This window comes from Pseudomonas sp. B19125, assembly GCF_044218855.1.
Classification (GTDB): Bacteria; Pseudomonadota; Gammaproteobacteria; order Pseudomonadales; family Pseudomonadaceae; genus Aquipseudomonas; species Aquipseudomonas edaphica.
On sequence record NZ_CP162589.1, the window covers coordinates 5,066,420 to 5,091,105 of the forward strand.

A 24,686-nucleotide genomic window follows, 5' to 3' on the forward strand; every position below is an offset into this window, starting at 1 on the left:
TTTCTCCCCAATTCAGCGATTGCGCCGATCAATAAAACTCAAGGCCTGGTAGAGCGCCTGCATGCATGGCAATTCACAGCCCGCCGCTTTGGCAGCGGCCAATGGCCGGGCGTAGATCGCCGCCAGTTCCAGCGGGCGTTTGTGCACGTGGTCGTGGTACATGCTGGGCAGGTAGTCAGCCATAGTGTCGGTCATGGTGAGCATTTGCTCGACGTAACTGCCGGGAATTTCATGGCCACAGGCGTGGGCGCCCTTCACCACTTCAGTCATCAGGGCCTGGATCAGTTCGCGGCTGGACTCATCGGCCATCATCGCGCTGGTGCCGGTGCCCAGCAATACCGAGAGGCCATTGAACGGCACATTCCAGACCAATTTATGCCACCGCGCCTGGTGCACATTGGCCATGGCCTGGGACTCGATGCCAGCCTGGTGAAACAGCGCGGCGCCCTCCTCGACAATGGCCTTCTGCTGCGCCTCATCGTTGGCCGCCGTGCCACTGTGATAGCCAAGATTCACCCGGCCCAACGCCTGATGCTCGACGACACCCGGCCCGGAACGATGCACGCCGATGTAACACAAGCCGCCCAACAGGTGCAGCGACGATGGCAGGTGTTCGCGCAGGCTGTCTTCAACATCGAGGCCGTTTTGCAGGAGCACTACCTTGGCGCCCGGTGCGGCGACCTGGGCAAGGGTTGGGGCCAGCTCCACGTTGCCGGTGGATTTGGTGCCGACCAGCAGCCAGTCGCACGCCGGCATATCGGCAGCCTGGGCATAGGCCTGCACAGGGTGCAGGTGCAACTTGCCGTGCACAGTACTGTTGAGGTGCAGGCCATGCTCGGCGACCGCCGCATATTCACTGCGCAACAGAAAGTGCACATCGAACCCGGCACGCGCCAGCATCAGGCCGTAAAAACCACCGATGGCACCGGTGCCGATAATGCCGATGCGGGGCGACTGTGCTGTCATGGCAGATCCTCTGGAGTACGGGTAAGTGCTTGATTAATCGCGTCCGCAAGGTCGGGCCGGGTAAGACGCGCCTGTAATTGCCCAAGGAATTGACCCTCGCACACGAGGAACAACGCGGGCAAATGAAAGATCTGGTAGCGCTCAACCGCCCCGCCGTTGTGCCCGGCATCCACCCAGCACACGCGCTCGACCGGCAACGTCCAGCCGGGCAGTTGCTGGCGTGCCCAACGGCAACTGGAACAGCCCACGCTGGTAAACACCAGCAGCGAAATACCTGGCAATCCCAGCAATTGCTGGTCAATATCCAGGTCGGTCAATTCCAGTTCCTTCACTATACTGCTGCCACTGCCGTCAATTGGACGGTGCTCGGAGTCCGTGTACATGGGTCGTTTTTTACCTCACCCTGATGATGTCGCTGTCGAGTTAATCCAACGTCCCGCCCCCGCTATTCCCCGCCAACGCCTGCACACTATCGGCCTGGGCGGCGTCGCCTGCAATTGCCCGCGTGCCTGGCGCCAGGGCACGGCGGTTGATCTGCGCATCCCGTCACTGGGCGCCAGCGCCCGTTATCCGGGCTATGTGGCCTGGTGTCGCAAAGTCGATAATGGCTACCGTATCGGCATTTCCTTTACCGATGAACATGCCTTGTTCGGTGCGCGCATGGGCGAGCAAGTGTGCCAGATCGAACGCTACTGCCGCCTGCACGAAGACGCCGAGCCAACCCCTGCCCAGCTCGAGACCATGGCCCGTGAGTGGGTTTCACGCCATGCCAGTGAGTTCGCCCACGACACCTTTGTGGCGCCGGTGCTGGATTAAAGCCGGCTTTGCCCATTGTCGCGGCCCCGTGTTACGCGCTAAGGTTCCTCCCCCCTGCATTCAAATCATGCTGTGCCCGCCGCACGGGGATAGCAGGCGGCCGGCACCCGTGACCCTGGCGAGTAACACGATGGCTGATTTACCGATCAATGACCTTAACGTCGAATCCAACGAGACCCTGATCACCCCTGATCAGCTCAAGCGCGAAATCCCTTTGAGCGATGCTGCCCTGCAGACCGTGACCAAGGGCCGCGAAGTCATTCGTGACATTCTCGATGGCACCGACCACCGCCTTTTTGTAGTGATCGGCCCGTGCTCGATCCACGACCTCAAGGCTGCCCACGAATACGCCGAGCGCCTTAAAGTGCTGGCGGCTGAAGTGTCCGACACCTTGTATCTGGTGATGCGCGTCTATTTCGAGAAACCACGCACCACCGTCGGCTGGAAAGGTTTGATCAACGACCCGTACCTGGACGACTCGTTCAAGATTCAGGATGGTTTGCATATCGGTCGCCAATTGCTGCTGGACCTGGCCGAAATGGGCCTGCCGACCGCGACCGAAGCGCTGGACCCGATCTCCCCGCAGTACCTGCAGGACCTGATCAGCTGGTCGGCCATCGGCGCACGCACCACCGAGTCCCAGACCCACCGCGAAATGGCGTCCGGCCTGTCCTCGGCCGTGGGCTTCAAGAACGGCACCGATGGCGGCCTGACGGTTGCGATCAACGCCCTGCAATCGGTGTCCAGCCCGCACCGTTTCCTGGGTATCAACCAGGAAGGTGGCGTGTCCATCGTCACCACCAAGGGCAACGCCTATGGCCACGTGGTACTGCGCGGCGGCAACGGCAAGCCCAACTATGATTCGGTCAGCGTGGCGCTGTGCGAACAGGCGCTGAACAAGGCCAGGATCAAGCCGAACATCATGGTCGACTGCAGCCACGCCAACTCCAACAAGGACCCGGCCCTGCAACCGCTGGTGATGGAAAACGTCGCCAACCAGATTCTTGAAGGCAACCAGTCGATTATCGGCTTGATGGTCGAAAGCCACTTGAACTGGGGCTGCCAGTCGATTCCAAAAGACCTGGCCGACTTGCAGTACGGCGTGTCGATCACCGATGCCTGCATCGACTGGTCAGCCACCGAGACCACCCTGCGCAGCATGCATGCCAAGCTCAAGGACGTGTTGCCCAAGCGCAAACGCACCTGACCTTACACTGCGCACACAAAAACGCCGGGCTTAGCCCGGCGTTTTTGTGTGCGGCATCTGATTGATCGTTCCCACGCTCTGCGTGGGAATGCAGCCATGGACGCTCCGCGCCCCGCCTCACTCAATATTCAGAGCTTCGCGGCATGGCGCTGATGGCGCTCCATGTAGCGCTCTACGTAAGAGCACGAAGGGATCACGGTGTACCCGGCCTCTTCGGCGAACTTCAACGCTTCCTCGGTCAACGCAGCAGCAATGCCGCGCCCGCGCAATGCGTTGGGCACGAAGGTGCGATAGATGTCCAGGGTCTGTTTGCCCAGGTCCATATAGGTCAGATAGGCACGATGACCGTCCACATTGGTCTCGAACTGATGACCAGCCTGGTCATGGTGGATGGACAACGCCTCGCTCATCACTACTCCTCGCGGGTCTTGGATTTCGACCCCTACCTTACCGATGTTTTTCCGGCGAAGGAACATCTACGCCACCCCGTGCCGGTTTCGACAACGAGAAAACCTATAGCGCTCACAACCAGCACGTAGAGAATAGTAGGCACCAATGCTGCAATAGCTCAAGGCGCACTCGTCATCCCTTGCCGCTGGCGGTTACAGAAAGGGCTTCGATCAATCGATGATCGATAGCCTGAACATTGCCGGCAGTTGAAGCTTGAGACGAACTGCCGCTCTTAAAGTCACCTCTAGATGCGCCTACATGCGCAAAAGATGCCGGGCCAGGCAAAGGCCAACTGAAAAAAAGTGTCATCGTAGATATATAAATTTACACCTGCTTACCCAGCCTGACACAGGCTGGCCGGACCTCTCAGCTTGGATCCAGTTCCCGACGAAATGAAAATTTTTGAGCAGTTTTTATACAAACCTCCAAAAGATTAGCCAAAATAGATACGGCACAAGAATTTTTTTTGCTTCTTGCGCTACGTCAGTTTACTTACTACAAGTAATGAGTAGTATGTACGCCGGCTATCAGCTCACCCTGAGAAAGTAGCCATTTAATAGAAAGTCCTTGAAGGGGAACACGATGAACAACGTTCTGAAATTCTCTGCTCTGGCTCTGGCCGCAGTTCTGGCTACCGGTTGCAGCAGCGTCTCCAAAGAAACCGAAGCTCGTCTGACTGCAACTGAAGACGCAGCAGCTCGCTCCCAGGCTCGTGCAGACGAAGCCTACCGTAAAGCTGATGAAGCTCTGGCTGCTGCTCAAAAAGCACAACAGACTGCTGACGAAGCTAACGAGCGCGCTCTGCGCATGCTTGAAAAAGCAAGCCGCAAGTAATAATCCCTCGGGGTTGTTATCAAGCCGATCCATTCTTGGATCGGCTTTTTTATTGCCTGCAATTCAGCCCTGAATCCAGCGCAATAAAAAGCCCGCCATAGCGCAAGGCCTTGGCGGGCTTTTGATCGAACAGGCTTATTGCTGCAGATCGATTGGCGTGCTGGACACCACCGGCGTGTTGGCACCCGGTACCCCAATCTCGGTGGGCAGGCCATCTTCGGCGGCCACCACATCACGCACCTGATCCCAATTGACGCGCAAATTGTTGGCCAGGTCTTCGCGCTTGAGCAGGGCATTGATGACCGCGGTGTGCTTGTCGACCACCGAAGGCGTGCCATCGTCGTTCAGCGGCGTATGCGCTTCAAGGTAGACCTTGCCGCCACTGCTGCCGAACTTGTACGCATCGTTGATGATGCGCACCGAGGTGCCGACCGGCACCATGTCGGCCATCTCCAGCACGTTGTTGTTGAACATGCGGAAGCAACCGTGGCTTGTACGCGTTCCGATACCAAATTTCATGTTCGAACCATGGATCAGGTAACCCGGCGTACCCAAGGTGAACTTGAACGGCCCCAGTGGGTTATCCGGCCCGGCCGGCACCACATTGGGCAGCGGGTCGCCATTGGCGGCGTGCTCGGCCTTGATCGAGGCGGGCGGGGTCCAGGTCGGGTTGGGGATTTTGCCGGTGATGGTGGTGTGCGCGACCGGCGAACCCCAGCCCTCACGGCCAATGCCCAACGGGAAGGTGTACACCACGTTCTGGCCCTTGGGATAGTAATAGAGCCGGTATTCCGCCAGGTTGATCACGATGCCTTCGCGCGGGCCGGGCGGCAGAATAAACCGCGTGGGCAGCACAATCTCGGTGCCCGCGCCGGGCAACCAGGCATCCACACCGGGGTTGGCCGCGACCATTTCCGAATAGCCCAGGTCATAGGTGGTGCCCAGGTCGGCAAAGGTGTCTTCGTACTTGGCCTTGATCACCTGGACCTGACCGACGATGTCTTCACCCGGCGGGGGCAAGGGCAACTGCAAGGCTGACGCCGAACCGGCTGCACACAAGGCAGCAAGAGACAGGCAGCAGGTAACGACGGAAAGGCGCGACAACATCCGGAAAATCCTTCGCAGAACGACGGGTAGGAAAACACTGATTGTATACGTGAAGCGCGATCCAGGCATCAACCTGCCCCGCTGCTACTCGAAGCGCAGCTCTGGCCAGATCAGCGGCGTGCCACGCTTTTGCGATTCGAGAATTGCCCGGCACAGCGGGCACAGGCGCTGGTCCTGAAAAATCGCACGGTCCACCGATGACCAGCGTGGTTGCGCCGGCAACAAAGTGCCGCACAGCGTGCGGTCGATCGAGCCACCCAGCTCCAATTGACGCGCAACCAGATGCACCCGGACTTCCTGGCAGGCGAACAGATCCAGCTGCTCGTCAGGCTCGATCAGTTGGTAGTTGAACAGGGACCAGGCAGGGCGCGACATCGGGGGCTCCAGATCGGGGGGGCGCCACCTTAGCCGAAAGCCTGCCGGTAGAAAAGCGTCATAGCAGCGGTTTTAGCGTCGGCCAGACATTTTCCAGCAACTTGCCCTGTGCGCCGACTGCCGGGTGAAGCTGATCGGCCTGCATCAACTCGGGATGGCCGCCCACGCCCTCAAGAAAAAACGGCACCAGCGGGATGCTTTTTTCCTTGGCCAAGGTACCGTAGACCTCGGCAAATGCCGTGGTGTATTTAGGGCCATAATTTGGGGGCAACTGCATCCCCAGCAGCAGCACCTTGGCGCCCTTGGCCTTGGACTGGTCAATCATCGACGCAAGATTTTGTTTCAATTGCGCTGGCGGCTGCCCACGCAGGCCATCATTGCCGCCCAACTCGAGAATCACCACATCCGGTTTATGCTCTGCAAGCGCCGCCGGCAGCCGCGCCAGGCCTCCGGCACTGGTGTCGCCGCTGATGGAGGCGTTGACCACTGTATCGTCGAAACCTTCGCTCTTGAGCCGTTGTCCCAGCAACGCTACCCACCCTTTGCTGGTATCCAGCCCGAAACCGGCACTGATACTATCGCCAACGATCAGGACTGTACCCGCCGCTGCGTTCTGGGCCATGCACATCAAGGCCAGGCCAGCACTCAAAAACCACATTCGCATCGGATTCTCCATGGGCGCAAGCATTCTCACCGCGCGAAACCTTAGCAAAGTGGTTCCCAGCGCGGAAGGTGAACTGACTATCCTGCACGAACTGAGCCTGGAACTGAACAAGGGCGATAGCCTGGCTATCGTCGGCAGCTCCGGTTCCGGCAAATCCACCCTCCTCGGCCTGCTGGCCGGCCTCGATCTGCCCAGCAGCGGTGAAGTCACGCTGGCCGGGCAAGCCTTGAGCACCCTCGACGAAGACCAGCGCGCACGCATACGCGCCGAGCACGTGGGTTTTGTCTTCCAGTCATTCCAACTGCTCGACAGCCTCAATGCGCTGGAAAACGTCATGCTGCCGCTGGAGCTGGACGGCCGCAAGGACGCCCGCGAACGCGCCACCCACCTGCTGGAGCGTGTGGGCCTGGGCCAACGCCTGACCCACTCGCCGCGCCAGCTTTCCGGTGGCGAGCAGCAGCGCGTCGCTATCGCCAGGGCCTTCGCCGCCGAACCGGATGTGCTGTTTGCCGATGAACCCACCGGCAACCTCGACAGCCACACCGGCGAGCGCATCAGCGACCTGCTGTTCGAACTCAACAAAGAAAGCGGCACGACCCTGGTGCTGGTCACCCACGACGAGCGCCTGGCCCACCGTTGCCGACGCCTGATCCGCCTTGAAGCCGGCCTGATGGTCGCGCCCCTGGAGCCTTGATGGCACGTTTGCCGCTGTTGCGCCTGTTCAGCCTTGCCATGCGCCAATTACTGCGCGACGCCCGCGCCGGTGAGTTGCGCGTGTTGTTTTTCGCCCTGCTGGTGGCGGTCACGGCCAGCACCGCCATTGGCTACTTCGGTGCACGCCTGAACGGCGCCATGCTGTTGCGTGCCACCGAATTCCTCGGTGCCGACCTGGTACTCGAAGGCAGCTCGCCGGCCCGCTTCGAGCAAATCAGGTCAGGCACCGAACTGGGCCTGGATCACGCGCGCATTGTTGAGTTCTCCAGCGTTATCGCGACCGATAATGGCATCCAGCTCTCCAGCATCAAGGCGGTCAACGAGCAGTACCCGTTGCGCGGCGAACTCAAAAGCGCCACGCAGCCGTTCGGCGCAGAAACTGCAGGAGGCGGCCCAAAACCCGGCGAAGCCTGGGTGGAAGCACGGCTGCTGACGGCGCTGGACCTCAAAGTCGGCGACAGCATCGACGTGGGCATGAAAACCCTGCGGCTGACGCACATCCTGACCTACGAGCCCGATCGCGCCGGTAACTTCTACAGCCTCACGCCACGGGTGATGATCAACCTCGCCGACCTGGACGCCACCGGCGTGGTGCAACCCGGCAGCCGCGTGAGCTACCGCGAACTGTGGCGTGCGCCCCAGGGCAGCACGGCACTGCAAACCTATCGCGACCTGGTCAAGCCGGGCCTTGCCGCCAACCAGCGCTTGCAGGATTCGCGTGACGGCAACCAGCAGATCGGCGGAGCCCTGGGCAAGGCCGAGCGTTACCTGAACATGGCCAGCCTGGTGGCAGTGCTGCTGGCCGGCGTGGCCGTGGCGCTGTCGGCCAACCGCTTCGCCAGCCGCCGTTTCGACGCCAGCGCGCTGCTGCGTTGCCTGGGTTTGTCACGCCGCGAAACAATGCTGCTGTTCAGCCTGCAACTGAGCGTACTGGGCCTGTTGGCCAGCCTCACCGGCGCCGTGCTCGGCTGGTTGGCGCAATTTGGCCTGTTCTATTTCCTGCATGACTTGCTGCCGGCCGACGTACCGCCCGGCGGGCTGCTGCCAGCAGTGGCCGGCATCGGCACCGGGCTGGTCGCCCTCGCCGGCTTCGCATTGCCGCCCCTGGCAGCGTTGGGCCGGGTGCCGCCGCTGCGGGTATTGCGACGTGACATGCTGCCGATCCCTTCCAGCACCTGGATGGTGTATGGCGCTGCGCTGTTCGCCCTCGGCCTGATCATGTGGCGCCTGAGCCTCGATCTGGTGCTGACCTTCGCATTGCTCGGCGGTGGCGTGATGGCCGCGCTGATCCTTGGCGGCCTGCTGTTGTTGTTACTGCAAAGCCTGCGCCGGCTACTGGCTCGCGCCTCGCTGCCCTGGCGCCTGGGTTTGGGCCAGTTGCTGCGCCATCCCTTGGCCGCAGCCGGCCAGTCCCTGGCATTTGGCTTGATCCTGTTGTCCATGGGCTTGATCGCCCTGCTGCGCGGCGAATTGCTCGACACCTGGCAAAACCAGCTGCCCAAGGACGCCCCCAACTATTTCGCCTTGAACATCCTGCCGGCCGATAAAGACGCCTTTGGCGCCCGCCTGCTGGAGTTGCAAGCACAAGCGGCGCCGCTGTACCCGGTGGTGCCGGGCCGCTTGATCAGCATCAATGGCGCGCCAGTGCAGGAGATTGTCAGCAAAGACTCCAGCGGTGACCGCGCTGTGCAGCGCGACCTGAGCCTGACCTGGGCAGCCGACCTGCCACCGGGCAACCTCCTCACCGCAGGCACTTGGTGGTCACAGCAACCGGGCGATGGCATCCCAGGGGTGTCGGTAGAAGCCAAGGTCGCTGAAAGCCTCAAGCTGAAGCTCGATGATCACCTGGTGTTCACCGTCGGTGGCGAGAACCGCGAAGCACGGGTGACGAGCCTGCGAACCATCAACTGGGATAACTTCCAGCCCAACTTTTTCATGATTTTCCAACCCGGCACCTTGAAGGACCTGCCCGCTACTTACCTGACCAGCTTCTATCTGGCGCCGGGGCATGACCAGCAGATCGTCGACCTGTCCCGGGCCTTCCCGGCCGTCACTATCCTGCAGGTCGAAGCCTTGCTGGAGCAGTTGCGCAGCATCCTCGCCCAAGTGACCCTGGCGGTGGAGTACGTGTTGCTGTTTGTGCTGGCGGCGGGCATGGCCGTGCTGTTTTCGGGCCTGCAGGCGACTCTGGATGAGCGGATTCGCCAAGGCGCGCTGTTGCGTGCGCTGGGGGCCGAGCGCAAGTTGCTGGTCAAGGCGCGACGGATCGAGTTCGGCTTGCTGGGTGCGGTAAGCGGCTTGCTGGCAGCCCTGGGCACCGAGTTGGTGACCTGGGTGCTGTACCGTTACGCCTTTGACCTGGCGTGGCATCCGCACGCGTGGTTGCTATTGCTGCCAGTGATCGGTGCCGTGCTGATCGGCGGCGCTGGTGTATTCGGTACGCGTCGCGCGTTGAATGCCAGCCCATTGACGGTGTTACGCGAAGGTTGAAAACCAGCGCTGGCCAGCACGCCCGACGGCGTGCCGGCCAGCGTTTACTTCACATACTCGATACCCGTAATCCACCAGCACACCTCGCCGGTTGGCGTCTGCACCATGGCTTCATCGTCGACTTCCTTGCGCAGCAACGCCCGGGCCATCGGGGAGTCGATGGAGATGTAATCCATGCGCTCATAAATTTCGTCATAGCCGACGATCCGAAACCGCTTGGTCTCGCCCTGCTCATTTTCGATATCGACCCAGGCGCCGAAAAACACCTTGCCCTCCTGCTCGGGCATGTACTCCACCACCCGCATGTCTTCCAGGCGCTTGCGCAGGTAACGCACACGCCGATCAATCTCACGCAGCAGTTTCTTGTTGTATTGATAGTCCGCGTTCTCGCTGCGATCACCAAGGGACGCCGCCCAAGTCACCTTGCGGGTGGTATCCGGACGCTTTTCACGCCACAGGTAATCCAGCTCTTTTTTCAGCGCCTCATGACCTTCTTTGGTTATCAGCTTGGTACTCAAACGCGTGCATCCCCAGACAGTGTCCAATGGTGCCGATACGCCAAGGCGTCATGCCCTGGCGCCGGCCGGCTGGGGTTGATGATAAATGAACCCTGAAAAGTAGCCAGACCGTAGAACACATCAGCTTCAAGCCTGGCCGTCCAGGGTTTGATCAAGCTCCAGGAGTACACTCTGCAGGCGCTGGCGTATTCCCGCCACCTGCGACAGCGCCAGCGTCAACTTCTCAGCCTTTTGGCCAACCTCAAGGTTTCGCGCCTGCAACTGCGTTGCTTGTTGCTGCAACTCCTGGCTCCTTTCGTCCAGCTCACCCTGTTCCTGCTCGAGTCGTGCCTGCCACTGCGTTAGCATTTCATCGCGCTCGTTCACCGCAAGTTGCTGTTGCGACAGCTCTTGGGCGACCTTTGCCAGGCTGGACAACGTGCTGTCTACCTCAACCAACGAGGCATGTTCCATCTTCGGCACAGGTGGGCGCGGTGCAGGCGCTGCTTGCTCGACCTGAACAGGTGGCACGCTGAGCTCGACGGGCACTGGCTCTGGCTCTGGCGCGGGTTCTGGTTCTGGTTCTGGTTCTGGTTCTGGTTCTGGTTCTGGCTCTGGTTCAGGTTCTGGCGCAGGGGCTATCGCGGCGGGAGCCTCCAATGGCTGAGCCTGGGCCGGCTCTGAAACTGGCGGCTCGACGGGCCTGGCTGGGTTCGTGGCCCTGGGCGGCGAAATCATCTGCGACGAGAAGCGAATCGAAGGCACGATCAACGAAGCACTTTCGATGGCCGGCAGTACGGGTGCCGACATGCCCAGGGTAATGACCTTCATGACCAATGCCTTCTTGATGATCATCGAGTGATGGTCCTCAGGCCTGGCGGGCGGTAACTTGCAGCCTTTCAAATCAATGAAATGAAAAGGCACCGAGGATTCGATAACGGTGCCGTTCTTAGTCCCGGAAGCGGCGGCCACCATCAGGATTTGCTTGAACACTTGCATGGCAACTTGCAGGTCTTCCTTGGACTCGACCCCGCCGAGGAAGTACCGGTCGAGTTTCTTGCGTAGCGCCGCGATGTAGACCCTGGAGTTACCAGGTTCGGTCTCTTCATCCAGGCTATAGACCAAAAAATTGGAATCGGTCTGTGCAACGGCAAACCCACAAAGCAGTGCACCGTTGACCGGCGTGTCCTGACCGCTGCGTTCAAGAACAAGCGTGCGAAGAAGCATCATGATATTCAGGCCTTATTGCGAAAGAGTAAACCTTATATAAGCGCCAGATAAATACCCGGCCATTAACTAACCTCGGAACAACGCAATTGTTTCAGCAAGTTATCCGATTCGGCGTAGGAATTATCTGAGAAGTATGTCCCCTTGTTCCCAAGTCCAATGATTAAACGTATCTTTCTCGGCGCTTACCGTGCATGACGGTACAAGTTCTTACGCCTCGCAAAACTTATTCGGTAAAAAAATGCTCGAGATAAGCAGCCTGACAAAGCGTTTGGGTAAAAGAAACGTCATCACTAATCTCTCGTTCAGCGCTCAACGCCAGGAATGTATCGGCTTGTTCGGGGAGAGTGGCGCAGGCAAAACCACACTGCTGAATGTTATCTCCGGTTTGGCCAGCCCCTCGGCCGGGCATGTCACTGTCGAAGGCTTTGATACCCAGGCTCATCCTCTGCAAGCGCGAAGAGCCCTCGGCTATCAACTCCAGGACGGCCTTAGCCATCAAACGATGTCGGTCAAAGGCGTGCTCAATTTCATTGCCGCCGTACGCGGCTTCAGCGGTGCTGAAAAACGCAGCCGGGTTGATCGAGCAGCCATGCGCCTGGAATTATCACGTGTACTCGATGCACCGATCGATACGCTTTCCGTCGGTTTGAAGCGCAGAGTCGCTATCGCCCAGGCGATCCTGCACACCCCCGGCCTGCTGCTGCTCGATGAACCGATTGAGGGGCTGGCAACGGATCAACTGCTCAAGTTCAAGACCCTGATCCAGTCACTGACCGAAGACATGACGGTCCTGATCGCCTCCCGGCATTGCGACAACCTGTCGAGCCTTTGCACGCGCGCCTTGGTCATCGCTGCAGGGCACCTTGTGGCAGACACCCCGCTGCCCGATTTGCAGCGCAACTCCCGGCATTACCGAGCTGTCACGCTGGCCGCAGAAACACCCCTGGATTTACTCGCCCTTGCCGTATTACCCGGCGTGGCAGGTATAGAAGAGGACCGGCATGCGCCCGGCACCGTAACGGTTCTGGCGATGCCCGGGCACGCCATCTACCCCCATATCAACGCACTTATCGCCAGCCGCGGCTGGAACATAACGTCACTGAATCTGGAGCCAGGTCGCCTGAACGAAGTCGTTCAGCATCTGAGCCACGAGGTCACTCTTTGAAACTGCTGCCTGTCATTTTCAAGCGCCAACTGGCCAGTTATGCCTGTACACCCAGCACGTACCTCGGTATTGCCGCGTTTCTAGTGTTGTGCGCCACCTTGGGGTTGTACACAAGCAAATGGCTGGAACAGGAAAGCGGCGACCTGCAGGTGTTTTTCCAATTGCACCCTTGGCTCTACCTGCTGCTGATTCCCATGTTGTCGACACAATTATGGTCGGACGAACACCACGCCGGCATGCGCGACATGATGAAAACCCTGCCTATCACCAGCGCAGAGCGGGTCATCGGAAAGTTTCTGGCTGCGTGGGTCGTGTGCGCAATCGCATTGCTGCTTACTTTCCCACTGGTAATCCTCGCCAACTACCTCGGCACCGCCGACAACCGTGTTATCGCTTCACAGTTTCTAGCCAGTTGGTTGCTGGCCGGCGCTTATCTTTCTGTCGGATGCTTTACGTCTACCCTGACCCACCAACGTTTGGCTGTCTTCCTGATAACGGTGGTGATGTTACTGGCCGCCAGCGGACTTTCATCGGTTCTCGACGCACTTGAGCATCAGGCGCCGATCTGGGTCGTAGACAGCCTGGTATCGATTAACCCGATTTCGCGTTTCGGGGCTATCGACAACGGCAAACTGACGCTGCATGACGGCTTGTACTACATCAGCATGATCCTTGCCTTTCTCTCGGCATCCACCGTCACGCTCAACTACAAAACCAGTTGAGAAGGAAAGCAAACGATGCGTTCTACTCTGAGTACGGGTATGACACTGGTGGTCATATTGCTGCTTTTCCTTGCATTCAATCTCGCGTGGGTCGGCAAACTACCGAATATCCGCTGGGACTTCTCACAGCAGAAAATCCACACGTTATCGCCCCCTGCGCGACAACTGCTTGCCTCTCTGGAACACCCACTGGATTTGTATTACTTCAACTCAAGTAATGACCCCAGAAGAAGCCAGGCAATAAACCGCTTCGGCGAACGAGTGGAAGATTTACTCAAAGAGTTCGAAAAAGCGTCAGCAACCATGATTAACCTACATGTTATAGATCCTACTCCTTATTCAGAGGATGCCTACAAGGCCGGCCTGTTCGGATTGGATGACAAGCAAGGCTTTCTTGGCCTCATCGGCACCCGCCCAGGCCAGCCCGCGCAACGTATCAATGTACTGCGCCTGGATGACGAGCCCTTGCTTGAGTACGAAATCAGCCATCTGATCCACCAACTGATGCACCCCGAGCCCCCCACCGTCGGCGTATTGACGGGGTTGGCATTGAACGCGTCCGGTGAACAGTTGCTGGCACAGATGCATCAGCATTTTGATCTGACAGGCCTGGCATCAAGCACTCCGACAGTGCCCGAATCGATCAAAACCCTGATGGTTGTGCACCCGCGCGCCCTGCCGGAACAAACCCTGTATGCAATTGACCAGTTTGTATTGAGGGGCGGCAAACTGATGCTCTTTATTGACCCGGTGAGCGAGGCCGAGACAGACGCCAAACCCGTCGACACAAGGCTGGACGGGCTACTGGCGGCTTGGGGCATACAGATGCCGGCGGACAAACTGCTGGTCGATCACGCATTTGGTTCAGGTGCGCCAGCAGTACTGCACCCGGCCAAGCTGAACCTGCCACGGCAAGCAATGGCGGCCAACGATGTGAGTGCCTGGAAACTGGATACAGTCATCGTATCAAGCAGCGGTGCGCTGTCGCGCGTGAGGAAAAGCCGCACCACACTCACGCCTCTGTTACAAAGCTCCAGGCGCTCCACCCTGCTGGACGCAGGCCGCTTTGCAGCAATGTCTGCAGACGACTTACTGGCTGAAGGGATACCGGCTGCCACGCAACCCCACGTGATCGCGGCGCGCCTCGAAGGCCCCGCCTACTCGGCCTTTCCAGACGGCATTGACGGGCAGCCTGCAGGCTTGCAAAAGGCCGCACAGATCGAGGTGGTGGTGGTCGCGGACACCGATTTACTGATGGACGCTGTGATCAACTCTGCGCCCAACAACAACGTGATGTTTGTCTTGAACACCTTGGATAACCTTGCGGCTCCCGACGTGCTCGCAAGCATTCAACCCCGTGCAAGCAGCCAGTCCACCCACGCACTGGAGCAACTGCGCGAGGCGGCCGCACAGACTTATGCACAAAAGGCCGGGGAACTGCAAAAACGGCTGGAGCAAACCGAGCAAGAATGGCAACGCCTGAACCCACCGAGTATTGGCTTCGGCACCCGTGCAGTGGACACCAATATCCAGTTGCAGGCGCTCAACAAGGAACGCCTGCGGCTGCCCATGGAGTTGCAGGCACTCAAGGTCCAGGCGTATGCATCGGTGCATCGAACAGAACGCAACCTCAAGCTGCTGATGATTGGCGCAGTACCGCTGCCGTTATGCCTGATCGCCTGTGCAGTGTTCCTCTACCACCGGCGTCGTCGATCGGCGGCTGTCGTTCACTGATCAGCCGTCAACGACGCGCAATCAGCCCTTGCCGGGCGATGCGCGTCAGTTGGCGGATCACCTCCTCGGCATCGCCCGCGCTGGGTGCCTGGATAACGGCAAGATCAAAGCTGTTGCTGGCAAAACGCGCCAGGGAGTCGCCATCTTCCACAAACTGGATCAGAAATGCTGAAGGGCGCCCGGTGCGGCGCGGCCATCCGTCGAGGTAACGCAGCAAGGTCGGCTGATGCTTGCCACCCAAGAGGATTTTGGGGTTGCGTTGAGTCAGGTCCGCGGTGATCGGAGCCAGGCGTATGAGGGGGCGTGGTGCATTCATCGTGTCGTGTCTCTGCCTCAAAAGTCTGCGGGCAGGTGAGAGGCAACACCGAACCAGCGCTTTAGCGGTATTTCGAAACCTGACTCTTGATGAGTGCATGCTTCTGTCGGGCTGCATTGAGTCCCAGTGGCGCCCCGCAATTAGCTGTTTAAATCGGCGCATGAGCAGCATCCTAGAGAAGCCGGTGGGGCGATGTCAAGAATCCCGAGCAATGAAAAAGCCCGCTCATGGCGGGCTTTTTCAGCAGGTAACGCGGGTCATCAGTGGGCGATGGCGCGGTCGACCGAAAGTTTGCCAGCACCTTCGAACAGTACCGCCAACGCACCACCGAGCAAGGCCAAGGCGAACTCATAACCGTTGTTGGCCATGAACAAGCCGTTATGGATATGCACCGAGAAGATTGCCACCAGCGACAGGAAGGTCAGGCCCAAAGCCGCTGGGCGCGCCAGCAAGCCGATGATCAAGGCCAGACCGGCGAAGAACTCAGTACCGCCGGACAACACCGCCATCAGCGTGCCTGGGGTCAGGCCGAGGCTTTCCATGTATTGCGCAGTACCGGCCAAGCCGCCGCCGCCAAACCAGCCAAAGAGCTTTTGCGAACCGTGAGCGGCGAAAACGATGCCGACAAAAATTCGCAGGATGGTCAGGCCGTAACCGGCGCGAGTGGACAGAATACGAGTGATCAGTGGGCTCATGGAGAGAATCCTTTTCAAAGTAGGGGTTGGTTGGCCGCTATATTAATCGGATCAGACAATGATAAAAGCGCAAAAATCGCCTAATACTTATCGATAAAACCGATTATTTTCGTGAGGCAATTTTCGGCGCCGACGGCTCCAGGGATTCACGTTCCCGATCAAACGCCAAGTAATACTTGTTCACGCTATTAACATAGCTGACGCCGCCCATTCCCACCTGTTCCATGGCAATACGTTCGACCTGGAAGAACCACTGATTGGGGTTCAAGCCCCGCCGGCGAGCTTCTGCACGCATACCCTGGACCCGCTCCGGCCCCATGTTATAAGCCGCCAGCACAAAGGCCATGCGCTCGCGCTCGTTGAGCTTGGGGCTGGCGAAGAACTTGCGGCGGATCATCGCCAGGTAGCGCGCACCGGCCTGCACGTTGCTGTCCAGGCTCTCGATATTGTTCACCCCCACCCGCTGCGCCGCCGATGGCGTGATTTGCATCAGCCCGGTCGGCCCGCCGCTGTTGCGCGCGCCAGGGTCGAGTGCGGATTCCTTGAACGCCAGCGCGGCCAGGTTCAGCCAGTCCATGCCCTGCTCACGGGCGTGCTTTTGCAGCACCGGACGCAGTTTCTCCAGGCGCTGGCGGTCGGCGCGGGCCAGCGGGTTGCGCACTTGGTAGAGACGTCGATAGATCCGCTGGAACGCCACGTCCTGGTCGGACGGCGTGTGGTAAGTCTTGAGGAAGCGATCGATACTGGCCCGCAGCATCGAGGCATCCTGGCGCACAAACCAGTATTCGTCGCCCGGCTCGCTGATCACCACTTGCCGATCAAAGCGTAACTTGGGCAGGATTTTCGACCAGCGTTCGGCAATCGGTTTTTCAACGATGGTGAGGTGGAAGATCCCGGCCTGGACCATCTCCAACACATCCTCCACGGCCAGCGTCGGGTCAACCCACTCCACCTTTACCGGCGGGCGCTTGTGCAGCGCCAGTTGCTGGTTGACCTGATTGATCGCGTCCGCCGCCGCACTGCCGGTGGTCAACGCCAGGGTGCGCCCGGACAATTGCTCCAGCTTGGTAAACCGCCGCTCACCCTTCACGCCCACCAGCCATAGCGGCACACCACTGGCAATCGGGTCGCTGGTGCTGATTTTGTGCGCGGCCTTCACATCGAGTAATTCACCCGGCGCCACCAAGTCGCCTTCGCCACGGGCCAACGCGCCGAGCAATTGGTCCTTGGCCTTGGGAATAATCTTGAGGTTGATTGCTTCTCCATCCCGGGCATGGCCGTTCAGGTATTGCTCGAAGGCTCGCAGACGATGGTATTCGACCCCGATGGCCTGGCCCTGGACCTCACCGGAACTGTTACGGCTCTGGTTGACCAGCACACGCAGGGTGCGGCTGGAACGGATCTGCGCCAAATCACGAACCTTGCCGGGCTTGGTCACTTCCAGCGGCCCGTCCAGACGTGCGACCGCCGCCATGGGCAGCAGTAACGTCAGGCACAACATAAGCAACGCCGAGGGTCGGATCATCCGCTCTCCGGAAAGAATACTGGCCAGCCATCTCGTGAAAGACGAGAAGCTGGAGGTCAGAAACAGAGCGCTTCAAGCGCTGGCAAGGCACGCAACGGTGGCGTCGGGGCAGGCGGCGGGCCAGCCACAATGTCACTTGCGACGTTCAAAGACAGCTATAACGCGTTGTAGTTCTTAGTTTTTCTTATAAATCTACAGCTCTGATATGCTTTCCGGCCGCAGGCGGAGCTAGCACCATGCAACTCATTGATATCGGCGTCAACCTGACCAACCCCAGTTTCGACGAGAGGCACCAGGCCGTTCTCGACCGTGCCTACGCCGCCGGCGTGCAACAATTGGTGCTCACCGGTACCAGCGTCGAAGGCAGCGAGCAAGCCCTGGAACTGTGCGTAAACCTCGATGACAGCGGCCAACGCCTGTTCAGCACCGCCGGCATCCACCCGCACTCGGCCAGTGACTGGAACGGCGACAGCGCCCAACGTTTGCGCGGGTTGCTCAACGAAAGCCGCGTGCGTGCGGTGGGCGAATGCGGGCTGGACTTCAACCGCGACTTTTCCCCGCGTCCGCAGCAGGAAAAAGTCCTTGAAGAGCACCTGGCACTGGCGGTTGAGCTGAAACTGCCGGTGTTTCTGCACGAACGTGACGCCAACCAGCGCCTGCTGGAGATCCTCAAGGATTACCGCGACCACCTCAGCGCCGCCGTGGTGCATTGCTTTACCGGCGAGCAACAGGCGCTGTTCAGCTACCTCGACCTCGACTTGCATATCGGCATCACCGGCTGGATCTGCGACGAGCGCCGTGGCACACACCTGCATCCGCTGGTCAAAGAAATTCCCCGTGGCCGCCTGATGCTGGAAAGCGATGCGCCGTACTTGCTACCGCGCACCCTGCGGCCGAAACCGAAAAATGGCCGCAATGAACCGGCTTATTTGCCCGAAGTGCTGCGTGAAGTGGCACTGCATCGCAATGAAACGCCGGAAGACCTGGCCGAGCACAGCACCGCCTGCTCCCGTGCGTTTTTCGGTTTGCCCTCGGTGGCAACGCAGGGTTCGACGTGAGCTCAGAAGCCATACCCGATTAAATGTGGGAGCTGGCTTGCCTGCGATGCAGGCACCTTGGTATGTCAGGTGTACCGAGTTGATACCATCGCAGGCAAGCCAGCTCACACATGATGCGGCGCATTGACCCATGTCAAAAACGCTTTCCTGAGTAGCGGCACAATAATGGCACCTTGCCAATGCTGTTTCCGCTATCAGAGAAAACCTTCCATGGGTGCCTGGCTTAGCAATATCTCGCTGAAGTACAAATTCTGGGCCGTGAATGCGGTCGCTTTCATCACCACCTTACTGCTGGTGCTCTATGCCGTGCAGCTCGAGCAACAGGCCCGCAGCGATGCATCTCGGGCCTCGGCGCAGGCCCAGGCGCGATTACTCGGTGCCTGGCCGGCCAACACCCCATTACCCAAAGATGAACATTGGCTGACCTTTGCCCGCGGCCAAATCCCATCGTTGGCTGATCAGGAGCTGTCCGCCTTGAGCACCGCCAGCGGTTGGGTCGAACTCAATCACATGCCCTTGCTCGGGGAAAACCCACTGATCGGTGCCGACGTCGTCACACGGGCCGATGGCCAACAGATCGCCGTGTTGGCCTATGGCCGCAGCCTCAGTCAGGTTTTCAGTGAACGCTTCGCCAACTACGCCGTGGCCGTGTTGATCCTCATGCTGGCGATGCTCGGTGCCTCGCAGTTGTTGATCCGCTTCCTGCTCAGCCAACTCAACACCCTCAAGGACGTGATGCTGCACGTGGAGAAGACCGGCGACCTGTCGGCCCGCGTGCCCCTGGCCTGCACGGACGAGGTGGGCCAGATGGCCAGCGCCTTCAACGCCATGCAGGCCGGCTATCAGCGCGTGGTGAGTACCGTGGCGCGCACCGCCCAGCAACTCGATGACGGCGCCGCGCGCCTGGCCAGCAGCATGAACGAGGTACAGCACGGCATGCTCGGCCAGCAAAGCGAAACCGACCAGGCGGCTACCGCCATCAATGAGATGACCGCCACCGTCTACCATATCGCTCAACATGCCGGCGCTACCCGCGACCTGTCCCAGACCGCCGACACCCTCGCCGGCAGCGGCCAGGAAGTGGTCTCCCGGGTACAGCGCTCTATCGCCGGCCTGTCCACCGGCGTGCAGCAGACGGCTGAAATGATCCAGAAACTCGCCGAAGACAGCCAGAAAATCAACGGTGTGGTCGGCGTGATCCATAGCATTGCCGAACAGACCAACCTGCTCGCCCTCAACGCCGCCATCGAAGCCGCCCGCGCCGGCGAAATGGGCCGTGGTTTTGCCGTGGTCGCCGACGAAGTACGCAACCTGGCCAAGCGCGTGCAAAGCTCCACCGATGAAATCACCCGCATGGTGTCGGCGCTGCAAGCCGGCACCCGCGACGCGGTGGACTTCATGCAGGAAAGCTCGTTCAAGGCCGACGACTGTGTGCAACAAGCCCAGGATGCCGGTGCCGCACTGGCCGAAATCACCAGTGCTGTGGCCCAGATGCGCGAAAGCAACACCCAGATTGCCGTGGCCGCCGAACAGCAGAGCCATGTGGCCGAAGAGATGAACCGCGCGGTGGTGAGCATTCGCGATGTCACCGAGAACACCGTGCAGCAGACGGTGGAGTCGGCCACCACCAGCAATCAGCTGGCGACCTTGGCCGGGGAGTTGAGCAAGGCGATCGGGCAATTGAAGCTATAAGCCAAACAAGGCTGGCTATGGCCTCCATAGCGAGCCTTGATTCGCCGTCCCAGGTGCCTGCGACCTAAACTTTGTCCATGTTGTTTCAACGGACAGAGGATTGATCATCATGGGCAAACGTCACCCCAACTTCCCCGCCTGGCAATGGCGCACTCAGCCACAGGCTCACCAGCACCCCACCAACCTGGGCCTGCAACTGATTGCCGTGCCTTTGCTGATCATTGGTTTTCTGTTGATGGTGTCTGGCGTATTCAGCTTCAGCCTGGCCAGTTTTGCCATCGGCGTCGTCGGCGTGTTGGCGGGCGTGGCGCTGCAACGCCACGGCCGCACGCTGGAGGCCCAGGGCAGCCAGCACTTCTGAGGCTCAGGCGAAGACCACCACGGTCTGGCGGCTGATGGCGATCAACTCGCCGCTCGGGCTCCACAGCGCGGCAGCGGCATGGCCGTAGCCGTCGCGGGCGTGCTCGATGTTGACGTAGTACTGGCACCAGTCGAGGGTGGTCAGGCTTTGCAGCGGCTGGATGAACTCGATGGTCCAGGTCAAGGTGCTGCCCGGCGCGGGCTTGGTCAGGTGCGGCAGCAAGGCCGGTGGCCAGGCGTCGACCAGAGCAAGAATATGCGACTCGGTCAGCGGCTCTTCCTTCACGTCCCCACGCAAACGCACCCAACCGCCCATGTCGCGGGATTTATTACCGGTAAACGGCAGGCCGCCGACACTCCAGCGCATCGCCAAGTGACGCATGAATTCGGGGGTAACGCCCTTGATATAGGGCAGTTCCTGGCACTCATCCCAGTGTTTGAACACCGGCGGCGCTCCGCTCGACACATCAATTACCGACTCACGGGCCGCGCCAAAGCTGGCTTGTACCAAGGTCGCCACTTCGCCGTTCTGCACCACGCGGCCGAGCAACTGGCTGACCGCCTTGCCTTCGCGCAGCACTTCGACTTGATAACTGGCGGGCACATCCGGCGCTACCGGGCCGACAAAGGTGATGGCCAGCGAACGCAAAGGCCGATCCACCGGCACTTGGGCGCGCAAGGCTTCGTATTGCAAGGCAGCCACCAGGCCACCAAAGGTTGCGCGGCCCTGCGCCCACTCGGCAGGGATGCTCACTTCGAGCGGGTTGTTACGGGCGGCATCGAGCAAATCACAAAAGCGCATGGCAACCTCACATCCAGAAAACCGATGTCGGGATCTTAACCAGCAGGTTGAGCAGGCACAGCGCCTATTCCGGCCAAAAGCCGGACCGGTTTAGAAACAATCCGCGCTGAGCTTGTCCAGCACCCGATCCGCCTGGCCTTCAGCCTTGGCCATGGTGCGCTGCCAAACCGCAACACACGGCTGCAGGTCGGGTTGATGTTCAGCCTGGGCCAGCCATTGCCAGCAATCGTGCCAATCGCCCAGGGCGCCTTGCGCTTGCTTGAGGCGTTGCATCGCCTTGGCCGGCAGTTTGTCAAGTTCGGGGTAGGCTTCGGCCGCGTAGCGCACGCGCTTGATCAGCAGGCGCAGACGGTGGCGGTCATGATCCGGGTCTTTGAGGGCGTCATCGAGTTTCTGCGACTGCTTGGCCAGACGCTTCTCGATCCGCGGGCGCAGGCCTTTGAGCAGTCTCTGGTGTTGGGAGGCGCGGATAAACCGCGGGAAGGCATCCAGGATCAGCAGCAAATGCGCGAGTTCCGGGCTTTGCGCCACCTGGCGGTAAGCATCGGCCTGCAAACGCAGGCGCCGGTCGGCCGCCGCGTGATGGCCGTGCTGCTGCAAATACGCCGCCAGCACCTCACGGTCACGCAACGGCGTGGTCAATTGGCCGACCGTGCTGGCGGCCAATTCCAGCTGCTCGACACCCGGTAGCCCACGCAAGGGGCGCAACAAACTGCGTAGGCGCCGCACGGTGGTGCGCAGGTCATGCAAGGCTTCATCGTCGGTAACGGCGGCGAGGCGAGCCTGGCAGCTCAGTAACCCTACTTCCAGGCCAATGACCTGAGCGACTAACTGATCAACCAGCGCTGACATCCCTTCCCCCTTAACGATGAAACCCTAGTCGCCGCTTACCGATCAACGCCCGGCGCGGGACTCACGAATGTAGAAGCGCGCTTTCTCGGCCTTGTTGGAACAGCCTTCAAACGCTTCGAATTGCTGCTGGGTCTTGGCGCCGGTTAACAGCGACAAAGCCTTAGAGTAGCTCACGGTGCCGGCAAAGCCTTCGGCCTTGGCCAAATCCAACTCGTGCCAGGCCGCATCCAATTGCGTGCCACAGCTGTCGCGGTATGCGGTTTTGCCGGCACAACCGGCCAGGGCCAACACGATCACAGGCACACACATCCAGGCTTTCATCAATGACACCTCAAATATAGAAAAACAGTCGTAGGCTGTAGACGTTGCCTCCAAGGAAAAGTGCCTTGGGGGCCGCCTGAAATCAGAAGTGTCCATTCAAAAGTGCTTTCAGCAGTGCCTGCTCAGAAATGCCTACCGCCAGAGCATACCCGAGCGTAATGGCTATTCTGGAAAAATATTTTGATGCCCTCGGCCGGTAAGCGCATTGTGGGCCACTGTTTTGCGAAGGATCAGCTCATGAAAAAACGTGTTGCCTTGGTGCTCGGCTCCGGCGGCGCCCGCGGTTACGCCCACATCGGCGTGATCGAGGAAATCGAACGGCGCGGCTACGACATCGCCTGTATCGCCGGCTGCTCCATGGGCGCCGTGGTCGGCGGGATCTACGCCGCCGGCAAGCTCGACGAATACCGCAACTGGATCGAGAGCCTCGACTACCTGGACGTGCTGCGCCTGGTGGACGTGAGCTTTCGACTGGGGGCGATTCGTGGCGAAAAAGTCTTCGGGCAAATCCGCAAGATCGTCGGCGAGATCAATATCGAAGAACTGCGGATTCCCTACACCGCCGTGGCCACCGACCTGACCAACCAACAGGAAATCTGGTTCCAGGAAGGCTGCCTGCACCAGGCCATGCGCGCTTCGGCGGCGATTCCCAGCCTGTTCACGCCGGTGATGCAAGGCAACCGCATGCTGGTGGACGGCGGCCTGCTCAACCCGCTGCCGATCGTGCCGGTGGTGTCGAGCCATTGCGACTTGATCATCGCAGTCAACCTCAACGCCACCAACCAGAAGCACTACCACCTGCCAGTGATCCAGCGCCCGCCGGCGTTCAAGAGCCGCTTCAACAGCTTGGCCAAATCACTGGGTTCGCACCTGCCGTTTCGGCGCAAACAGGCCGAGCAACTGATGAAGCTGGAACAGGAAGCCTTGCAGTCCCAGGCCGCCGAAATCAACCCGTGGCTGGAGTCGGCCGAACCCGAGGCCCAACAACCTGCGGCCGCCCCGGAAAAACAAGGCGCACCGAAGTCCGCGACCGGCTCGTTTATTATCGATAACGTCGGGCCGGCGTCACTGCTGGACCTGATCAATCAGAGCTTCGAAGTGATGCAGACCTCGTTGGCGCAGTACAAGATTGCCGGTTACCCGCCGGACGTGCTGATCAACGTGCCGAAGCGCGTGTGCCGTTTTTTCGAGTTCTACAAGGCGCCGGAGTTGATCGCGTTGGGGCGCGAAATTGCCAGTGATACCTTGGATCGGTATGAGAGTGAGCAACATTGAGATAGGCGGCGTGGTTGATGGCCCTATCGCAGGCAAGCCAGCTCCCACCTTTGAATGTATTCACAAATCAAAAGGTGGGAGCTGGCTTGCCTGCGATGAGGCCCGTTCAGGCACTGCAACATTCAGGCATTCAACAACCGATACCCCACACCCGCCTCGGTCACGATAAACCGTGGCTGGGTCGGATCATCCGCCAACTTCTGACGCAGATGGCCCACCACAATGCGCAGGTAATGGCTGTCTTCAGTATGGGTCGGCCCCCAGATATCCTTGAGCAATTGCTGCTGGGTGATCACCCGCCCAGGATGCCGCGCCAGTTGCGCCAGCACCGCGTATTCCTTGCGGGTCAGGGCCACCTCGGCACCGTCCAGCAGCACCCGGCGATAGGCCAGGTCCACCGTCAAAGGGCCGAAACTCAACGCCGCTTCCTGAGCCTCTCCCGCCGGTGCCTGGCGCAACAAGGCGCGCACACGGGCAAGAAATTCCTGGATGCCAAAGGGCTTGGTCACGTAGTCATTGGCGCCGCTGTCCAGGGCTTCGACTTTTTGCACTTCGCTGGCGCGCACCGACAGCACCAATACCGGCACCGTCGACCACTCACGAAACTCGCGCAACACTTGCTGGCCGTCCATGTCGGGCAGGCCAAGGTCGAGCACCAGCAAATCCGGTTTGCTCAATGCCGCTTGGGCCAGGCCCTCGTTGCCGGTGCCGGCCTCGATCACCTTGTAGCCCTGGGAGGCCAGGCTGATACGCAGGAATTTGCGGATCTGCGGTTCGTCATCAATGACTAAAATCGTCGCGGTCTGGCTCATGGTGTCC

Annotated in this window: 26 protein-coding genes and 1 pseudogene; 12 read left to right on the forward strand and 15 right to left on the reverse strand. The window is 60.0% G+C overall.

The genetic code is table 11. The features are described from left to right. Positions 1 to 12: 12 nt before the first annotated feature. Positions 13 to 966 carry a putative 2-dehydropantoate 2-reductase gene (locus AB4P96_RS22955; RefSeq protein WP_017136147.1) on the reverse strand — a complete coding sequence of 318 codons (954 nt, stop codon included), beginning with the start codon at positions 964 to 966 and terminating at the stop codon, positions 13 to 15. Then, complete coding sequence (locus AB4P96_RS22960) at positions 963 to 1,349, reverse strand: hypothetical protein (RefSeq protein ID WP_017136146.1); 387 nt, start codon at positions 1,347 to 1,349, stop codon at positions 963 to 965. The genes AB4P96_RS22955 and AB4P96_RS22960 overlap by 4 nt, the downstream gene beginning before the upstream one ends. Here AB4P96_RS22960 and AB4P96_RS22965 point away from each other — a divergent pair. Both AB4P96_RS22965 and AB4P96_RS22970 read left to right on the forward strand, forming a co-directional pair. Then, positions 1,348 to 1,782, forward strand: a complete 435-nt coding sequence (locus AB4P96_RS22965; RefSeq protein ID WP_170038969.1) for a PilZ domain-containing protein — start codon at positions 1,348 to 1,350, stop codon at positions 1,780 to 1,782. The genes AB4P96_RS22960 and AB4P96_RS22965 overlap by 2 nt on opposite strands. Positions 1,783 to 1,912: 130 nt before the next feature. Further along, positions 1,913 to 2,989: a 3-deoxy-7-phosphoheptulonate synthase gene (locus AB4P96_RS22970; protein ID WP_017136144.1), complete on the forward strand. Its 1,077-nt coding sequence runs from the start codon at positions 1,913 to 1,915 to the stop codon at positions 2,987 to 2,989. 128 nt (positions 2,990 to 3,117) lie between these two features. Here AB4P96_RS22970 and AB4P96_RS22975 read toward each other — a convergent pair whose 3' ends face one another. Then, positions 3,118 to 3,399 (reverse strand): GNAT family N-acetyltransferase, encoded by a 282-nt coding sequence (locus AB4P96_RS22975; RefSeq protein WP_003189869.1) that lies wholly within the window; start codon positions 3,397 to 3,399, stop codon positions 3,118 to 3,120. Between the two features lie 622 nt (positions 3,400 to 4,021). On the opposite strand from AB4P96_RS22975, the gene oprI reads away from it, so the two are divergent. After that, positions 4,022 to 4,273, forward strand: a complete 252-nt coding sequence (gene oprI, locus AB4P96_RS22980; protein ID WP_003172710.1) for an outer membrane lipoprotei OprI — start codon at positions 4,022 to 4,024, stop codon at positions 4,271 to 4,273. A 135-nt stretch (positions 4,274 to 4,408) separates the two neighbouring features. On the opposite strand, the gene AB4P96_RS22985 is transcribed toward oprI, so the two are convergent. From AB4P96_RS22985 to AB4P96_RS22995, 3 genes are all read right to left on the reverse strand, one after another. After that, positions 4,409 to 5,380, reverse strand: coding sequence for a L,D-transpeptidase family protein (locus tag AB4P96_RS22985; protein WP_017136143.1), 972 nt, complete (start codon positions 5,378 to 5,380; stop codon positions 4,409 to 4,411). Positions 5,381 to 5,464: 84 nt separating this feature from the next. After that, complete coding sequence (locus AB4P96_RS22990; protein WP_017136142.1) at positions 5,465 to 5,755, reverse strand: hypothetical protein; 291 nt, start codon at positions 5,753 to 5,755, stop codon at positions 5,465 to 5,467. 58 nt (positions 5,756 to 5,813) lie between these two features. After that, positions 5,814 to 6,419, reverse strand: coding sequence for an arylesterase (locus tag AB4P96_RS22995; protein WP_236460659.1), 606 nt, complete (start codon positions 6,417 to 6,419; stop codon positions 5,814 to 5,816). A 10-nt stretch (positions 6,420 to 6,429) separates the two neighbouring features. Between AB4P96_RS22995 and AB4P96_RS23000 the strand changes: the two genes are divergently transcribed. After that, on the forward strand, positions 6,430 to 7,113 hold the full coding sequence (locus AB4P96_RS23000; RefSeq protein ID WP_017136140.1) for an ABC transporter ATP-binding protein: 684 nt from the start codon (positions 6,430 to 6,432) through the stop codon (positions 7,111 to 7,113). Next, entirely contained in the window at positions 7,113 to 9,623 is a 2,511-nt protein-coding gene (locus AB4P96_RS23005) for an ABC transporter permease (RefSeq protein WP_395600120.1), read from the forward strand. The genes AB4P96_RS23000 and AB4P96_RS23005 overlap by 1 nt, the downstream gene beginning before the upstream one ends. 44 nt (positions 9,624 to 9,667) lie before the next feature. Here the strand turns inward: AB4P96_RS23005 and greB are convergent, their stop codons facing one another. Both greB and AB4P96_RS23015 read right to left on the reverse strand, forming a co-directional pair. Beyond that, positions 9,668 to 10,141, reverse strand: coding sequence for a transcription elongation factor GreB (gene greB / locus AB4P96_RS23010; protein ID WP_056857197.1), 474 nt, complete (start codon positions 10,139 to 10,141; stop codon positions 9,668 to 9,670). Between the two features lie 126 nt (positions 10,142 to 10,267). After that, positions 10,268 to 11,350 (reverse strand): hypothetical protein, encoded by a 1,083-nt coding sequence (locus AB4P96_RS23015; RefSeq protein WP_395600121.1) that lies wholly within the window; start codon positions 11,348 to 11,350, stop codon positions 10,268 to 10,270. Positions 11,351 to 11,588: 238 nt separating this feature from the next. Between AB4P96_RS23015 and AB4P96_RS23020 the strand changes: the two genes are divergently transcribed. From AB4P96_RS23020 to AB4P96_RS23030, 3 genes are read left to right on the forward strand one after another with little or no spacing between them, the layout of a single operon-like run. Further along, positions 11,589 to 12,515, forward strand: coding sequence for an ABC transporter ATP-binding protein (locus tag AB4P96_RS23020; RefSeq protein WP_099549078.1), 927 nt, complete (start codon positions 11,589 to 11,591; stop codon positions 12,513 to 12,515). After that, on the forward strand, positions 12,512 to 13,237 hold the full coding sequence (locus AB4P96_RS23025; RefSeq protein ID WP_017136134.1) for an ABC-2 transporter permease: 726 nt from the start codon (positions 12,512 to 12,514) through the stop codon (positions 13,235 to 13,237). The genes AB4P96_RS23020 and AB4P96_RS23025 overlap by 4 nt, the downstream gene beginning before the upstream one ends. Before the next feature lie 15 nt (positions 13,238 to 13,252). After that, on the forward strand, positions 13,253 to 14,971 hold the full coding sequence (locus AB4P96_RS23030) for a Gldg family protein (protein ID WP_395600122.1): 1,719 nt from the start codon (positions 13,253 to 13,255) through the stop codon (positions 14,969 to 14,971). 7 nt (positions 14,972 to 14,978) lie between these two features. Here the strand turns inward: AB4P96_RS23030 and AB4P96_RS23035 are convergent, their stop codons facing one another. The 3 genes from AB4P96_RS23035 to AB4P96_RS23045 all read right to left on the reverse strand — a co-directional run bounded on the left by AB4P96_RS23035 (position 14,979) and on the right by AB4P96_RS23045 (position 17,507). Further along, complete coding sequence (locus tag AB4P96_RS23035) at positions 14,979 to 15,287, reverse strand: hypothetical protein (RefSeq protein WP_003172695.1); 309 nt, start codon at positions 15,285 to 15,287, stop codon at positions 14,979 to 14,981. Positions 15,288 to 15,547: 260 nt separating this feature from the next. Further along, on the reverse strand, positions 15,548 to 15,982 hold the full coding sequence (locus tag AB4P96_RS23040; RefSeq protein ID WP_017136132.1) for a DoxX family protein: 435 nt from the start codon (positions 15,980 to 15,982) through the stop codon (positions 15,548 to 15,550). Between the two features lie 103 nt (positions 15,983 to 16,085). Next, a complete protein-coding gene (locus AB4P96_RS23045) occupies positions 16,086 to 17,507 on the reverse strand; it encodes a transglycosylase SLT domain-containing protein (protein ID WP_017136131.1) in 1,422 nt (473 codons plus the stop codon). Between the two features lie 236 nt (positions 17,508 to 17,743). Between AB4P96_RS23045 and AB4P96_RS23050 the strand changes: the two genes are divergently transcribed. The 3 genes and pseudogenes from AB4P96_RS23050 to AB4P96_RS23060 all read left to right on the forward strand — a co-directional run. After that, the gene (locus AB4P96_RS23050) at positions 17,744 to 18,565 is read left to right on the forward strand and encodes a TatD family hydrolase (RefSeq protein WP_099549080.1); all 822 of its coding nucleotides are present in this window, start codon (positions 17,744 to 17,746) and stop codon (positions 18,563 to 18,565) included. A gap of 210 nt (positions 18,566 to 18,775) precedes the next feature. Further along, the gene (locus AB4P96_RS23055; protein WP_395600123.1) at positions 18,776 to 20,257 is read left to right on the forward strand and encodes a methyl-accepting chemotaxis protein; all 1,482 of its coding nucleotides are present in this window, start codon (positions 18,776 to 18,778) and stop codon (positions 20,255 to 20,257) included. A gap of 109 nt (positions 20,258 to 20,366) precedes the next feature. Then, positions 20,367 to 20,615, forward strand: a pseudogene (locus AB4P96_RS23060) (terminase); the annotation flags it as partial. Between the two features lie 6 nt (positions 20,616 to 20,621). Here the strand turns inward: AB4P96_RS23060 and AB4P96_RS23065 are convergent. From AB4P96_RS23065 to AB4P96_RS23075, 3 genes are all read right to left on the reverse strand, one after another. After that, positions 20,622 to 21,419 carry an acyl-CoA thioesterase gene (locus AB4P96_RS23065; RefSeq protein ID WP_395600124.1) on the reverse strand — a complete coding sequence of 266 codons (798 nt, stop codon included), beginning with the start codon at positions 21,417 to 21,419 and terminating at the stop codon, positions 20,622 to 20,624. Positions 21,420 to 21,509: 90 nt separating this feature from the next. Then, complete coding sequence (locus AB4P96_RS23070) at positions 21,510 to 22,271, reverse strand: CHAD domain-containing protein (RefSeq protein ID WP_099549084.1); 762 nt, start codon at positions 22,269 to 22,271, stop codon at positions 21,510 to 21,512. Positions 22,272 to 22,313: 42 nt separating this feature from the next. Continuing rightward, positions 22,314 to 22,592: a hypothetical protein gene (locus tag AB4P96_RS23075; RefSeq protein WP_010176194.1), complete on the reverse strand. Its 279-nt coding sequence runs from the start codon at positions 22,590 to 22,592 to the stop codon at positions 22,314 to 22,316. Positions 22,593 to 22,829: 237 nt separating this feature from the next. Between AB4P96_RS23075 and AB4P96_RS23080 the strand changes: the two genes are divergently transcribed. Beyond that, entirely contained in the window at positions 22,830 to 23,867 is a 1,038-nt protein-coding gene (locus AB4P96_RS23080; protein ID WP_026013612.1) for a patatin-like phospholipase family protein, read from the forward strand. Between the two features lie 122 nt (positions 23,868 to 23,989). On the opposite strand, the gene AB4P96_RS23085 is transcribed toward AB4P96_RS23080, so the two are convergent. After that, positions 23,990 to 24,679: a response regulator gene (locus AB4P96_RS23085; protein WP_017136125.1), complete on the reverse strand. Its 690-nt coding sequence runs from the start codon at positions 24,677 to 24,679 to the stop codon at positions 23,990 to 23,992. Between the last annotated feature and the right edge of the window lie 7 nt (positions 24,680 to 24,686).